General features: G+C 65.5%; 12 protein-coding genes. 1 reads left to right on the forward strand and 11 read right to left on the reverse strand.

Annotated elements, in window-relative coordinates:
• Positions 1 to 145: 145 nt before the first annotated feature.
• The 11 genes from POF53_RS14160 to POF53_RS14210 all read right to left on the reverse strand — a co-directional run bounded on the left by POF53_RS14160 (position 146) and on the right by POF53_RS14210 (position 12,294).
• Positions 146 to 322, reverse strand: a complete 177-nt coding sequence (locus POF53_RS14160; RefSeq protein ID WP_167388412.1) for a hypothetical protein — start codon at positions 320 to 322, stop codon at positions 146 to 148.
• Positions 323 to 592: 270 nt separating this feature from the next.
• Complete coding sequence (locus tag POF53_RS14165; protein ID WP_498968177.1) at positions 593 to 1,684, reverse strand: lactonase family protein; 1,092 nt, start codon at positions 1,682 to 1,684, stop codon at positions 593 to 595.
• A 4-nt stretch (positions 1,685 to 1,688) separates the two neighbouring features.
• The gene (locus POF53_RS14170; RefSeq protein ID WP_232856004.1) at positions 1,689 to 1,979 is read right to left on the reverse strand and encodes a DUF5629 family protein; all 291 of its coding nucleotides are present in this window, start codon (positions 1,977 to 1,979) and stop codon (positions 1,689 to 1,691) included.
• 135 nt (positions 1,980 to 2,114) lie between these two features.
• Positions 2,115 to 4,508: an efflux RND transporter permease subunit gene (locus tag POF53_RS14175; RefSeq protein ID WP_203647508.1), complete on the reverse strand. Its 2,394-nt coding sequence runs from the start codon at positions 4,506 to 4,508 to the stop codon at positions 2,115 to 2,117.
• Complete coding sequence (locus POF53_RS14180) at positions 4,505 to 5,521, reverse strand: WD40/YVTN/BNR-like repeat-containing protein (RefSeq protein ID WP_232856003.1); 1,017 nt, start codon at positions 5,519 to 5,521, stop codon at positions 4,505 to 4,507. The genes POF53_RS14175 and POF53_RS14180 overlap by 4 nt, the downstream gene beginning before the upstream one ends.
• A gap of 270 nt (positions 5,522 to 5,791) precedes the next feature.
• Positions 5,792 to 8,449, reverse strand: a complete 2,658-nt coding sequence (pepN, locus tag POF53_RS14185) for an aminopeptidase N (protein ID WP_254463397.1) — start codon at positions 8,447 to 8,449, stop codon at positions 5,792 to 5,794.
• Positions 8,450 to 8,462: 13 nt separating this feature from the next.
• Entirely contained in the window at positions 8,463 to 9,293 is an 831-nt protein-coding gene (locus POF53_RS14190; protein WP_254463396.1) for a DUF2797 domain-containing protein, read from the reverse strand.
• On the reverse strand, positions 9,290 to 9,550 hold the full coding sequence (locus tag POF53_RS14195; RefSeq protein WP_011532970.1) for a YeaC family protein: 261 nt from the start codon (positions 9,548 to 9,550) through the stop codon (positions 9,290 to 9,292). Before POF53_RS14195 ends, POF53_RS14190 begins: the two co-directional genes overlap by 4 nt.
• A 13-nt stretch (positions 9,551 to 9,563) precedes the next feature.
• Positions 9,564 to 10,436 carry a rhomboid family intramembrane serine protease gene (locus tag POF53_RS14200; protein ID WP_232856001.1) on the reverse strand — a complete coding sequence of 291 codons (873 nt, stop codon included), beginning with the start codon at positions 10,434 to 10,436 and terminating at the stop codon, positions 9,564 to 9,566.
• Positions 10,433 to 11,404 (reverse strand): metallophosphoesterase, encoded by a 972-nt coding sequence (locus POF53_RS14205; protein ID WP_203647512.1) that lies wholly within the window; start codon positions 11,402 to 11,404, stop codon positions 10,433 to 10,435. The genes POF53_RS14200 and POF53_RS14205 overlap by 4 nt, the downstream gene beginning before the upstream one ends.
• Entirely contained in the window at positions 11,404 to 12,294 is an 891-nt protein-coding gene (locus POF53_RS14210; RefSeq protein ID WP_023632574.1) for an NAD(+) kinase, read from the reverse strand. Before POF53_RS14210 ends, POF53_RS14205 begins: the two co-directional genes overlap by 1 nt.
• Positions 12,295 to 12,383: 89 nt before the next feature.
• Here POF53_RS14210 and POF53_RS14215 point away from each other — a divergent pair, with 89 nt between their 5' ends.
• Positions 12,384 to 13,319 carry a DUF1853 family protein gene (locus POF53_RS14215; protein ID WP_498968183.1) on the forward strand — a complete coding sequence of 312 codons (936 nt, stop codon included), beginning with the start codon at positions 12,384 to 12,386 and terminating at the stop codon, positions 13,317 to 13,319.
• Positions 13,320 to 13,354 lie beyond the last annotated feature (35 nt).

Consider the following 13,354-nt stretch of genomic DNA (forward strand, 5'->3'; position numbering starts at 1 on the left):
CTCAAAGCGCCAGGATCGGCGCGGACATCAACAACAGCACTACCGCCGTGATACGCCACATCATGCTCTGCCCCTTTGGAGAGTCAAAAAATTAGCGTCAAATTAAATCACGTGGCGTTGTGCTATTACCAATGGCTTTACACACTCAATTGGCATGCTTGCTCAGGGCGGCATGGAAATGCGCGCTCTGCTGCAGGTACTTCTGGGTGTAGCTGTGGGTGTTCGATGCCTTGGCGCTTTGCTCCAGTTGGGCGTGGGCCGGCAGCACGACGGAGGCGGAGATGGCGGAAGCGGCGATGACCGGGAAGAGATTGAAGTTCATGTGGGCTGACCTCGACTTCGGTGGTTGACGTTAGCCCGTTGGGGCCTTGGGTCAAAACTTACGCCGATGCGTCTGCCTGGAAAAATTCATTGCAGCAGTAGCGGATATCACCCCCATCGATAATTGGACACGCGCCCCCTGTAGGAGCGGCCTTGTGCCGCGAAAGGGCTGCACAGCAGCCCCGGCGATTGATGCATTAACGCTGAAATCCTGGGGCCGCTCTGCGGCCCTTTCGCGGCACAAGGCCGCTCCTACAGGGCAAACGCAGGTTCATTCCAAAAACTTGAGATCCGAAGGCGCCTGCTGGGGCAGTTTCTGCACCGTGTCCCCCAACTTGCCGCTGCGCGGATCGCGGCGCATGACCACGATCTGGTTGCTCTTCTGGTTCGCCACCAGCAGGTAGTTGCCATCCGGATCGAGGGCAAACTCCCGGGGATGGTCGCCCTCCACCGAACGGCGCTGCAGCAGGGTAAGTTGGCCATCGTCCTTGCCCACGGCGTACACCACGATCTCGTTGGCAGTGCCACGGTTGCTGACATAGAGGAAACGCCCATCGGCCGACAGGTGCAGGCCGCCTGCGGCCTTCGCCGCAGCGTCCGTGCTCTCGGTCAGCGGCAGGCGCTGGCGCTGGGTCAACGCACCGTCCTGCACATCGAACACCACCACCTCGGCGCTCATCTCCAGGGTCAGGTAAGCATGCCGGCCCTTGGCGTCGAACAGCAGATGGCGCGGGCCGCTGCCCGGCGGTAGTACCACCGAGGGCGGAATCGCCGGGCTCAGCGGATGCTCGGGGCTGGCGCCGTCGTAGCGGTAGATGAACACCTTGTCGGCGCCCAGGTCGCTGGCGTACAGGTGGCGGCCATCGGGCGACAACACCAGCGAATGCACATGGGCACCGGCCTGGCGTTCGGGATTGACCTTGCTCGGCGCATGCCGGGCCTGCTGCACCACAGGCTTGAGCTTGCCGTCCCGGGCCACCGGGATCACCACCAGGCTGCCACCGGGGTCGGGGGCAACGGCGTAGTTGGCAACGAACAGGTAGCGCTGGTCGTGGCTGAGGCTGGCGTGGGTCGGCTCGTCGCCCTGGCTGGGCACCTGGTTCAGCAGCTTGATCTCACCCTGCTTGCCCAGCGAGAAACTGCTGACCTGGCCCTTGGGCGTTTCATTGACCGCGAACAACTGGCGCTGGTCGGCGGACAGCACCAGCCACGAGGGGCTGACGCTCTTGACCACCTGCCGGGGCGTAGCGTCGATCTGCCCCGTGCGGACATTGAAGTCGAAGCGGTAGATCCCTTCGCTGCCGTTGTCGGTGTAGCTGCCCACCAGCAACGTGGCGGCCTGGGCGTTGACTGACAAAGCCATGAGGCTAGTGGTCAGCAGGCGTGTCCATTTCCTGTTCATCGTCTTCTTCATCCGGGGCACGAAAGGCACTCATACAGACTAGACGATGCTCGCCTTCGTCACTGGCCAGGCTCCAATCGTCGCCCGCGCCGATGGCGGCGCTGATCTGGTCGGGGGTGAAGGTCCAGCGACGCAGCTGGCGGCCATCCATGCACTCGATGGTGAGGCCGGATGCGTCGAAGGTGAAGTCGAAGGCGTGCAGGCCATCGATCAGGAGCATGTCGCAGGATGCGAGGGCGGTGGCGAGGGTGGACATGGGACGAGAGATTACCGATGGAAAAAAGAGCCGACAGTATACGCTGTGGGAGCGGGTTTACCCGCGAATGCGTCGGTGAGTGCACCATCGTATTCGCGGGTAAACCCGCTCCCACAGACTCTACTGCCGCCTTGGTCAGTGAGCGAAGATCGACCCGCCTTCCTTGCCCGCCAGCTTCTCCGGCTTGATCAGGAACCGCGCCAGCGCCGGCAGCAGCCACAGGGCGCCGAACATGTTCCACAACAGCATGAAGGTCAGCATCAGGCCCATGTCGGCCTGGAACTTGATGGCCGAGAAGATCCAGGTGCACACGCCGATGGCCAGGCACAGGCCGGTGAACAGCACTGCCTTGCCGGTGGAGCGCAGGGTTTCGTAGTAGGCCTCCTGCAACGGCAGGCCGGCGCGCAGGAAGCTCTCCAGGCGGCTGTAGATGTAGATGCCGTAGTCCACGCCAATGCCCACGCCCAGCGCCACCACCGGCAGCGTGGCGACCTTCACGCCGATGCCCATGAACGCCATCAGCGCGTTGCCCAGCACCGAGGTCAGCACCAGCGGCAGGACGATGCACAGCGTCGCGGCGAAGGAGCGGAAGGTGATCATGCACATCACCGCCACGCAGATGTAGACCAGGATGAGGATGGTCAGCTCGGCCGACTTGATCACTTCGTTGGTGGCCGCCTCGATGCCGGCGTTACCCGCCGCCAGGAGGAACTGCAGGCCGTCCTTGTTGTGGCTGTCGGCAAAGGCCTTGGCCGCGGCGGTGACCCGCTCCAGGGTCTCGGCCTTGTGGTCGTTGAGGAACACCAGCACCGGCGCCAGCGAGCAGTCGGCGTTGTACAGGCCATCGGCGCGGGCGATGGAGTTGTTGAGGATGTCCGGGTTGCGCGACAGGGTTTCCCATTTCAGGCTGCCCTCGTTCATGCCCTTGATGACCTGTTTCGACACGGTCACCAGGGAAATGGTCGACTGCACCCCCGGGGTGTTGTCCATGGTCCACATCAACTCGTCGATCGGCGCCATGGTCGAGTGGATCGAGCAGCTCTCGGCCGGGGTCTTGACCATGATCACCAGCACATCGGAACTGGTCGAGTAGTTGCTGATGATGAAGCTGTTGTCCTGGTTGTAGCGCGAGTCCGGGCGCAGCTCCGGCGCGCCCTGGTCAAGGTCGCCGATCTTCAGGTTCTGGCTGTACCAGAGGCCGCCGGCGAAGGCCAGCAGTGCCAGCACCACCGACACCGGCGCCACCTTGGCGCTGGCGAAGTTGGACAGCAGGCGCCAGAACGGGTGCTCGCGGGTGGCGTCCTTCTTGCTGCGGGCAATGGCCTTCTGGCTGATGCCGACGTAGCTGATCGCCACCGGCAGCAGGATCAGGTTGGTGAAGACGATCACCGCCACGCCGATCGAGGCGCCGATGGCCAGCTCGCGGATCACCCCGATGTCGATGATCAGCAGGGTGATGAAGCCCACGGCGTCGGCGAGAATGGCGATCATCCCCGGCAGGAACAGCTGGCGGAAGGTGCGCCGCGCCGCGGTCAGGGCGTTGTCGGCGTCGCTGGACTGCAGGGCGATGCCGTTGATCTTCTGCACCCCGTGGGAGATGCCGATGGCGAAGATCAGGAACGGCACCAGCATCGAGTACGGGTCCAGGCCGAAGCCCACCGCATGCATCAGCCCCAGCTGCCAGACCACCGCCACCAGGGTGGTGATGAGCACGGCGATGGTGCTGCGGATGCACCAGGTGAACCAGTACAGCAGCGCCCAGGTGATCACCAGCGCCACGCCGAAGAACATCGCCACCATCACCAGGCCGTCGATCAGGTCGCCGACCTTCTTGGCAAAGCCGACGATGTGGATCTTCACATTGGGGTTCTGTGCCTGGAACTTGTCGCGGATCTTCTCTTCCAGCTGATGCGAGAACTGCTGGTAGTCGAGCTTGACCTGCTTGCCCGGATCCTGCGGATCGGGGTGGCTCTCCAACAGCGGAATGTCGATGATGCTGGACTTGAAGTTGTTGGCCACCAGGCGCCCGACCTGGCCGGACTTGAGCACGTTGTCGCGCAGGGTGTCGAGGCTGTCCTGGGAGCCGTTGTAGGTGTTGGGGATCACCTCGCCGCCGGAGAAGCCTTCCTCGGTGACCTCGCTCCAGCGCACGCTGGGGCTCCACAGCGACTTGAGGCCGGCGCGGTCGACGCCGGGGATGTAGAAGACTTCGTCATGGATCTGGCGCAGGGTCTCCATGTAGTCCTTGTCGAAGATGTCACCCTTGGTCGACTCCACCGACACACGCACGGTGTTGCCGAGGTTGGCCAGGTCGTTGCGGTGCTCGAGCATCTGCTCGATGAACGGATGCTGCAGCGGGATCATCTTCTCGAAGCTGGTGGAGGGGCGGATCTGCGTGGCCTGCCAGAACAGGAAGATGCTCACCAGCACGCAGATGGCGATGACGATGGGGCGGTTGTTGAAGATCAGGCGTTCCAGCAGGGTGGCCTTGTCCTTGTGCTGCATGTCGAAGCTCTCCCGGCTGGTCATGGACGCGCCTCCTGGGTGCCGTCGGCCGAGGCCAGGTGCACGCCCCCTTGCCCTACCAGCAGCAGGCCGCCGCCGCCCAGGCCGCTGACGCCCGACAGGGCGATGCGGTCGGCGCGGTTGCGCACGCTGAAGGTCTGCCCGTCATCATGGCTGCGCAGTACGCTGCCGCCGTTGCCGACCAGCACCAGGCTGCCGTCTTCGAGAAGCGTAGCGCTTGCCAGGCCGAATTCGAGCGGGCCGCGTTCGGCCTTGAGCTCGATCGGCTGCCAGCTGTCGCCGAAATCAGTGGAGCGGAACAGGTTGCCGCGCAGGCCGTAGGCCAGCAGGGTGTTGGGCTGGGCGGTGCCGATCACGCCGAACAGCGAGCCCTCGTAGGGCCCCTGGACCTTGGTCCAGCTCTGGCCGGCGTCGCTGGAGCGGAACATGCCGCCCTGCTCGCCGACGATGAACAGGCCGGCGTCCTTCACCAGGGTGATGGCGTTGAGGTGCAACTGCTCGGGGTTGTCCAGGCGCTCGGCGACGTCCTGCCAGTGCTGGCCGCCATCGAGGGTTTCCAGCAGGGCACCGTAGGCGCCCACGGCGAAGCCGTGCTGCGGGTCGAGGAAGCGCACATCGAGCAAGGGGGCTTCGCGGGACAGGTCTTCGAACTGCTTGCTCCAGGTCGCGCCGCCGTCGCTGCTGGCGAGGATCTGCGCGTCGTGGCCGACGGCCCAGCCGCGCTTGTCGTCAAGGAAGAACACCGCAGTGAGCAGTTGCCGGGTGGGGACCCGGGCCTGGGTCCAGGTCTGGCCCTGGTCGTCGGAGAACAGAATGTGGCCGCGGTCGCCGACCACCACCAGGCGCTGCCCGGCGTGGGTGGCGCCGATCAACAGGCTCTGGCTGGCCTTGGCCGACTCTACCGAGTATTCCTCGGCGGCCACCGCCGCCAGGACTTGCCCGGCCCCGATACTCAGCGTCAGCGCCAGCATCGCGCTGGCCGCCAGGCTGTAGCGTGCCCTTGCCCGCTCTCTCATGACTGCCCCCTGTTGTGTTCTTGTGGTGGGTCAATCTATTGCCAGGTACTGCGAAAACCCTGTTCCAGAGCCCTGGAATAGCTTCGGGTCATCGTATCGGGGTTGTTCGGCGGAACACAACGAGCGGGACGTTATGTTTTGTTAACCACAAGAACAATTGGGGCCGCTGCGCGGCCCTTTCGCGGCACAAGGCCGCTCCTACAGAGGATCGCGGTCCCCTGTAGGAGCGGCCTTGTGCCGCGAAAGGGCCGCGCAGCAGCCCCAGGTGTCTCAAGCGAGACTCTTGCTCACCACCTCATACACATCGCTGGACAGCGCCCCGGACGCGAGAATCCGCTCCAGCTCGCCCTTCATGAGCGCCTGGCGCTTGTCGTCGTACTTGCGCCAGCGGGTCAGCGGTGCGAGCTGGCGCGAGGCGATCTGCGGGTTCAGCGCGTTGAGCTCGATCACCAGGTCCGCCAGGAAGCGGTACCCCGAACCATCGGCGGCGTGGAAGTTGACCAGGTTCTGCCCGGCGAAGGCGCCGACCAGCGCCCGCACCTTGTTCGGGTTCTTCAGGGTAAAGGCCGGGTGCTGCATCAACGACTGGACCCGCGCCAGGCCGCCCGGCAGTGCACTGGCCGCCTGTACGCTGAACCACTGATCCATGACCAGCGGGTTGTCCTTGAAGTGCTCGGCGAAGGCCTCCAGCGCCTTGGCCCGCTCGGGCTCGAACGGCGAGTTGACCAGCACCGCCAGGGCGGTGAGGCGCTCGGTCATGTTGTCGCACTGGTCGAACTGCTCCAGGGTCGCCTCCAGTACCTGCGGCTTACCACTGAGCATCAGGTAGGACAGGGCGATGTTCTGCAGGCTGCGACGGGCGAAGTGCTCGGCAGAGGCCACGTAGGCCGTCTTGCGCGACACCTCGCGGTTGGCCTGGTAGCGCGCCCACAGGGCGTCGAACAGCTGCTCGGCGATCTGCTGGCGGGCGAACTCGCGGGCGGCGTGGATCGCATCGACATCGGCCACCTGGCTGATCTCGGTGAGGTAGGCCTCGCCCGGCAGCGAGAGCATCTCGGCGACCATGGCAGGGTCCAGCGACGCATTGCCAAGCACGGTGCCCAGGGCGGTGATCAGGCGCTGGTCAAGCGTGAGCGCTTCGCCGCGCTGATGCTGGCCGATCAGCTCCTGCAGTACCTGTACCGACAGCTGCTGGCCGGCTTCCCAGCGGTTGAAGCCGTCGCTGTCGTGCTGCATGAGGAACATCAGCTGGTCGCGGTCGTACGGGAAGCCCAGCTTGACCGGTGCGCTGAAGCCACGCAGCAGCGACGGCAGCGGCTTGGCCTTGATCCCCTCGAAGGTGAAGGTCTGCTCGGCCTCGGTCACCGACAGCACGCGGCTGCTGCCGACGGCCTGCGCCTCGCCCACCAGGCGCAGCGGCAGGTCGTTGCCCTCGGCGTCCAGCAGGCCCAGGGCCACCGGGATCACGAACGGTAGTTTCTCGACCTTGTCCGGGGTCTGCGGGCAGCTCTGGCGGAAGGTCAGGCTGTAGGTCTGCGCGGCGCCGTCATAGGCCTCGCTGACCTCCAGGCGCGGCGTGCCGGCCTGGCTGTACCAGCGCTTGAACTGGGTCAGGTCGACGCCGTTGGCGTCTTCCATGGCCTTGATGAAGTCGTCGGTGGTCACCGCCTGGCCGTCGTGACGCTCGAAGTACAGGTCGCTGCCCTTGCGGAAGCCCTCGGCGCCCAGCAGGGTATGGACCATGCCCACGACCTCGGCGCCCTTCTCGTACACGGTCAGGGTGTAGAAGTTGGAGATCTCGATGAAGCTCGCCGGACGCACCGGGTGGGCCATGGGGCCGGCATCCTCGGCGAACTGGTGGGTGCGCAGGTAGGCGACATCCTCGATGCGCTTGACCGTGCGCGAGTTCATGTCGGCGCTGAACTCGGCATCGCGGTACACCGTGAAGCCTTCCTTGAGCGACAGCTGGAACCAGTCGCGGCAGGTCACGCGGTTGCCCGACCAGTTGTGGAAGTACTCGTGGGCGACCACGCCCTCGACCCGCTGGTGGGCGGCGTCGGTGGCGGTCTCGGCGCGGGCCAGCACGCAGCTGGAGTTGAAGATGTTCAGGCCCTTGTTTTCCATGGCGCCCATGTTGAAGTCGTTGACCGCGACGATCATGAAGATGTCCAGGTCGTACTCGCGACCATAGACCTCCTCGTCCCAGCGCATCGACTTCTTCAGGCTGACCATGGCGTGGTCGCACTTGTCGAGGTTTTCCGGCTCGACATAGATGCGCAGGGTCACCTCGCGGCCTGACTGGCGAACGAACGTGTCTTCCTTGCACCAGAGGTCACCGGCCACCAGCGCGAACAGGTAGGCCGGCTTCTTGAACGGGTCTTCCCAGGTCGCCCAGTGGCGGCCGTCTTCCTGAGGGCCGCTGCCGACCGGGTTGCCGTTGGACAACAGCACCGGATAGCGATGCTGCTCGGCGATCACCGTGGTGGTGAAGGTGCTCATCACGTCCGGGCGGTCGAGGTAGTAAGTGATCTTGCGGAAGCCCTCGGCCTCGCACTGGGTGCAGAACATCTTGCCGGACTTGTACAGGCCTTCCAGCGCGGTGTTGCTCTCCGGGTGGATCTTCACGCTGGTGTCGAGGGTGAAGTGCTCGGCGTTGGGCTGCACGGTCAGGCTGTCGTCGCTGAGCTGGTAGTCGCCCGCGTGCAGCTCGACATCGTCCAGCACCACCCGCAGCAGCTCCAACTGCTGGCCATCGAGCACCAGCGGCGGCAGGCCGGCGCCGCGCTCGGGGTTGCGGCGCATGACCAGCTGCGCATGGACCAGGCTGTGGTCCTCGAACAGTTCGAAGGTCAGGTGGGTCTCGTCGATCAGGTACTCGGGGGCCTGATAGTCCTTGAGGTAGATCACTTGCGGTTGTTCGGTACGCATGGTGACGATCCTTTTACTGGAGCACGGCCAGCTGGTAGGCCGTGTACTTGCGAATGTTGATCACGCCGGTGTCGAAGATCAGGTACTGACCCTTGATGCCCAACAGGGTGCCTTCCACGACCGGGTCCTTGTCGAGGTTGAAGCTGACGATCTTTTTCGGGTAGGCCTCGACCGGGTAGCGCATCTGCACCACCTCGGCGTCGGGTAACGGCTGGATGGCCTGCAACCCGAAGCGTTCCTGCAGGCCGCGGATGCCGTCGGCGCAGGCGTCGAAGATCTGTTCGCGGATGGCCGGCAGGTCGAGCACCTCGGCGTCGCCCTTGAGCAACGCGCGCCAGTTGGTGCGGTCCGGCACCTGGCTGCGCAGCACGTCCTCGACCAGCCCGGATTGCTGACGGGTGGCCACGCGCATGATCGGCAGCGCCTGGCTGGCGCCCTGGTCGAGCCAGCGGGTGGGCAGCTGGGTGGCGCGGGTGATGCCGACCTTGATGCCCGACGAGTTGGCCAGGTAGACCACGTGGTCGGTCATGCAGAACTGCTCGCCCCACGAAGGCTCGCGGCAGGTGCCGGCGTCGTAGTGGCATTTCTCCGGGGCCATGATGCACACGTCGCACTGGGCCAGCTTGGTCATGCACGGGTAGCAGTAACCCTGGCTGAAGCTGGTCTTGGTGCGTTTGCCGCAATGGGTGCAGTGGATCGCGCCGAGGTATTCCAGGCGGATCGCCTGGCCGATCAGCGGGTTGACCGGCACCTCGGTGTCATCCAGGCGGAAACTGTATTGAACGACCGGTGCGTCCAGGCGCACCGCCATCTTGCTCAAAGAGCCACGAGCGAGTTCGATCAATGTACCGAGTCCGACTTGAACAGGATGTTGGCGATCGGCGCCGACTTCGAGGCGCACTCCTGCGGGCCCATGTAGCCGGTGCGCTGCTCCTCGGGGAGGTTTTTCATCTCCCAGGCGATCACCGCCTGCAGCGACAGCTCCTTCTGTTCGGCGGTCAGCTTGCGGCCGTCGGACCATTTGCCGATCTCCACGGCCGTCTTCAGGCTCTCGTAGATCTCGGGGGTGATGTTTTCGATCATTTGCGCGAAAGTGGACATGGTGTCTCCTCAGTCAGGCCGACAGTCTACGCCTGGCGAGTGCTCCGCCCAAGAGGCCGGTCAGGCATCCGATGAGCAACCCGCCGACATGGGCGGCGTTGGCGATCTGGCCGAAGCCCAGTTGGCCGACCACGCCGCTCAGGCAGATCACCAGCCAGATCAGCATCATCACCAGCACGCCTTTGGGCAGGTTGAATTGCGGATTGGGCGCCAGCCACTGGTACAGCCAGACATGCCCTAGCAAGCCATAGAGCACGCCGGACAAGCCACCGAACAGGCTCGGGCCGCTGGTGAAATGCTGGGCCAGGTTGGACACCAGGCTGAACAGCAAGGTCAGACCCAGCAGCATCCACGGGCCCTGGCGCAACTCGATGCGCTTGCCCAGTTCCCAGTACCACAGGCCGTTCATTGCCAGGTGCAGCACGCCGAAGTGCAGCAGCATCGGCGACACCAGGCGCCACCATTGGCCTTCGGCCAGGCCCTGGAGCAACGGGGTGAAGTACAGGTAGTCGCCCTGCACCTTGAACGACAGGAAGGTGAACCAGCCGATGGTCGACAGGTTGTCGCCCAGGCCGGTTACCCCGGCGACCACCAGGCTCAGGATCAGCACCGCAGCGGTGACCTTGCAGGCCATGGCCTGCTCCTTCAGCGAAGGCGCCGCCGGAGCGACCTCCACGGGTTCCGGCAAGGCTTGCAGATCGGCATTGCCATCAGGGAAACGCCGGTAGAGTTCGAGCACATCCCCGGCCATGGCCGGCGGCGCCCACAGCACCTGCTCCTCGCCCTCCTCCACCACCCGGTGCGGTACCTGCAGGCGCCGCAGCAAGGCGACGAAACCGCTGAGGTCGACCGCCAGCGGCAGGCGCAGTACTTCGATCACGTTCATTGGCTGGCCTGCGGACGGTCGACGTCGACCCAGACGAACTTGTGCGGGTCAATGCGGGTTTCGTCATCCAGGCGGTAGGCCGCCAGCTTGCCGTAGAGCACGGCGCTGTAGTCCAGGCACGCCAGGTTGCCCCGGATCGGCGCCGGGCGTCCGCTGCGCCAGTAGTGGCCGACAAACAGCAGCGGCTCGTCCTCGTCGTAGCGCAGCAGGGCGTTCTTCTGGCTGTGGCTTAGGGGCGTGCGGGCCACTTCGTCGGGCAGCGCGTCGGGCTGGAAAACGATGTCGCCGTAGGTCTGCGGGTCTTCCTCCCAGAACTTGGTGCGGAAGAAGGCGCGGGTCAGGCCGTCGCCGCCGGTCAGCGTCAGGCCGTCCGGCAGGCGCATGTCGGTGCCGCGCAGCAGGCGGTTGCACACCGTGGCGGCGAAACTGCCGGACACCGCCGACGCCTGCACGAAGTGCTCGTCGATGCGGCCCGTGGGGTACTGCTGGCGCAGCGGCTCGATCAGCCGCGGGTCCCAGCAGGCGTGCACCAGGCGGAAGCGCCCGGCGTCGACGAACAACGGCAGCTCATAGAACCACTGGATGAAATCGTGCCAGTCGCCAGGATGCTGGGCGAACTGGGTGAGGGTCTCGTCGATCAGCCGGGCATGGCGCGGGGTGTGCTCGCGCACGAAAGCCTTGCCGCTGCCGGGCAGTGCCGGGGTAACCCAACCCAGGGCGTTGTACTCATGGTTGCCCATGATGCAGAAGGCCTGGCCCGCCTCGACCATATCGTGGACGATGTGCAGCGCCTCGCGGATGCGCGGGCCGCGGTCGACGATATCGCCGAGGAACAGCGCCTGGCGCCGCGGGTGGCGCCAGACCCCGCCGACCCGCTTGTAGCCGAGCGCGTCGAGCAGGCGTTCGAGGGTGAGCGCACAACCATGCACGTCACCGATGATGTCGAAACTGCGCGCCGGATCGAGCATCAGTCGTCCCTGCCGCCCAGGCGGCTGCCCCAGCCGAGCTTGGTGCGGCAGACCTCGTAGTAGTTGTGGTCCAGCGGATGGATCAAGCGCAGCTTCTGCGGTTTCTTGCTCACCGTGATGGTGTCGCCGGGGGCGCAGGTGAAGTGGTTCTGGCCGTCACAGGAGACCTGCGGGTAGATCTGCAGGTCCTTGGACACGACGATCTTCAGCTCGCTGTTGCCGTCCACCACGATCGGCCGGCCCGACAGCGTGTGCGGGTACATCGGCACGATGACGATGGCGTCGAGCTTGGGGTGCATGATCGGGCCGCCGGCTGACAACGCATAGGCGGTGGAGCCGGTCGGGGTGGCAACGATCAGGCCATCGGCCTTCTGGCTGCAGACGAACTGGCCGTCGATGTAGATCTCGAACTCGATCATCCGCGTCGACTTGCCCGGGTGCAGCACCACATCATTGAGGGCATCGCCCTGGCCGATGGCCTCGTGGTGGCGGCGTACCTCGGCTTGCAGCAGGAAGCGGTTCTCCACCAGGTAGTGGCCGTCGAGCACCTCGGCGACTTTCTCTTCCAGCTCGTCGGGACGGATGTCGGTGAGAAAGCCCAGGTTGCCGCGGTTGATGCCCAGTACCGGGATGTTGTGCCGGGCCAGGGCGCGGGCGGCGCCAAGCAGGCTGCCGTCGCCGCCGACCACGATGACCAGGTCGCAGACCTCGCCCAGCAGCTTGCGCGTGGAAGTCTGCAGGCCGTGGCCAGGCAGGACTTCGGCGATGGTGTCCTCGAGGATCACGTGCAGGTGGCGCTCGAGGAGGAATTTTTTCAGTCGGCGAATGGTGTCGAGCACCTGGGAGCTGCCAAGGCGTCCGATGATACCGATATTGCGAAATTGCTCCATGGTGCTCCTGCAAGGCTCTGCGGCGGGGTGACAATGCCGGGATTATGGGCGAAAGGACCGGCCAGCGGCAAACCGGCTATGCTCGCAGGATGATGCCCTTCGCCGACCTCGAGTCCCTGCCCCGCCAGCTGCGCCACCCTGCCGTGCGCGACCTGGCCTGGGCGCTGCTGTCGCCCCCGCTGCTGGCGCAGGCCGGCTGCCCCCAGCGCCACCCGCTGCAGGGCAGCGCCTGGGCCGATGATCCGCAGCGCCTGAGCCAATGGCTCGCGTCGCTCGACCAGGAGCCTGCGCCGCTGCTGGCCTGGCTGACACGCCTGAACAGCCGGCGCCTGGGCCTGTACTACGAAAGCCTGTGGCAGTTCGCCCTGCAGCAGGCGCCGGGCATCGAGCTGCTGGCGGCCAACCTGGCGATCCGCGACGGCGGGCACACCCTGGGCGAACTGGACATCCTGCTGCGCGACCGCGAAGGCGATCATCACCTGGAGCTGGCCATCAAGCTCTATCTGGGACCACCGAGCGGTGACGGCGGCAACCCGGACCTCTGGCTCGGCCCCGGTTGCCATGACCGGCTGGGGCGCAAGCTGGCGCACCTGGTACAGCACCAGTTGCCCATGTCGAGCGGATCGCGGAGTCACTCGGTGCTGGCCGGACTGGGCCTGGATCGGGTGCAGGCCCACCTGTGGCTTGGCGGCTACCTGTTCTACCCACGGTCGGGACAGACCCACTCGCCTGACGGCGCCAACCCCCGGCACCTGCGCGGTGGCTGGCTACGTCAATCGCAATGGAGCGAAGCCGATAATGGATGCTGGCAGCCCCTGCCCCGCCACGCATGGCTGGCACCGGCGCGGTTCGAAGCACAAGCCTGCTGGAATGCAGCGCGCTTCACCGCCTGGCGGGAAGGGCTGGAGCCCGATGCCCACGCACACCTGCTGAGCAGGGTGGAGGAACAGCCGGACGGGACATGGGCAGAGGTCGAACGGATGTTCCTGGTGGCCGACAACTGGCCAGACCTCCCCCCACGCTGAAGCAGCCCCCACCGCCGATTCGCCGGCGACGGGAG

The organism is Mitsuaria sp. RG (assembly GCF_028369275.1).
Classification (GTDB): Bacteria; Pseudomonadota; Gammaproteobacteria; order Pseudomonadales; family Pseudomonadaceae; genus Aquipseudomonas; species Aquipseudomonas peradeniyensis.

Excerpts from the sequence above, each read along its gene's own strand:
- POF53_RS14160 (WP_167388412.1), bottom strand. The coding sequence starts at position 322 with ATGAACTTCAATCTCTTCCCGGTCATCGCCGCTTCCGCCATCTCCGCC.
- POF53_RS14165 (WP_498968177.1), bottom strand. The coding sequence starts at position 1,684 with ATGGCTTTGTCAGTCAACGCCCAGGCCGCCACGTTGCTGGTGGGCAGC.
- POF53_RS14170 (WP_232856004.1), bottom strand. The coding sequence starts at position 1,979 with ATGTCCACCCTCGCCACCGCCCTCGCATCCTGCGACATGCTCCTGATC.
- POF53_RS14175 (WP_203647508.1), bottom strand. The coding sequence starts at position 4,508 with ATGACCAGCCGGGAGAGCTTCGACATGCAGCACAAGGACAAGGCCACC.
- POF53_RS14180 (WP_232856003.1), bottom strand. The coding sequence starts at position 5,521 with ATGAGAGAGCGGGCAAGGGCACGCTACAGCCTGGCGGCCAGCGCGATG.
- pepN (WP_254463397.1), bottom strand. The coding sequence starts at position 8,449 with ATGCGTACCGAACAACCGCAAGTGATCTACCTCAAGGACTATCAGGCC.
- POF53_RS14195 (WP_011532970.1), bottom strand. The coding sequence starts at position 9,550 with ATGTCCACTTTCGCGCAAATGATCGAAAACATCACCCCCGAGATCTAC.
- POF53_RS14200 (WP_232856001.1), bottom strand. The coding sequence starts at position 10,436 with ATGAACGTGATCGAAGTACTGCGCCTGCCGCTGGCGGTCGACCTCAGC.
- POF53_RS14205 (WP_203647512.1), bottom strand. The coding sequence starts at position 11,404 with ATGCTCGATCCGGCGCGCAGTTTCGACATCATCGGTGACGTGCATGGT.
- POF53_RS14210 (WP_023632574.1), bottom strand. The coding sequence starts at position 12,294 with ATGGAGCAATTTCGCAATATCGGTATCATCGGACGCCTTGGCAGCTCC.
- POF53_RS14215 (WP_498968183.1), top strand. The coding sequence starts at position 12,384 with ATGATGCCCTTCGCCGACCTCGAGTCCCTGCCCCGCCAGCTGCGCCAC.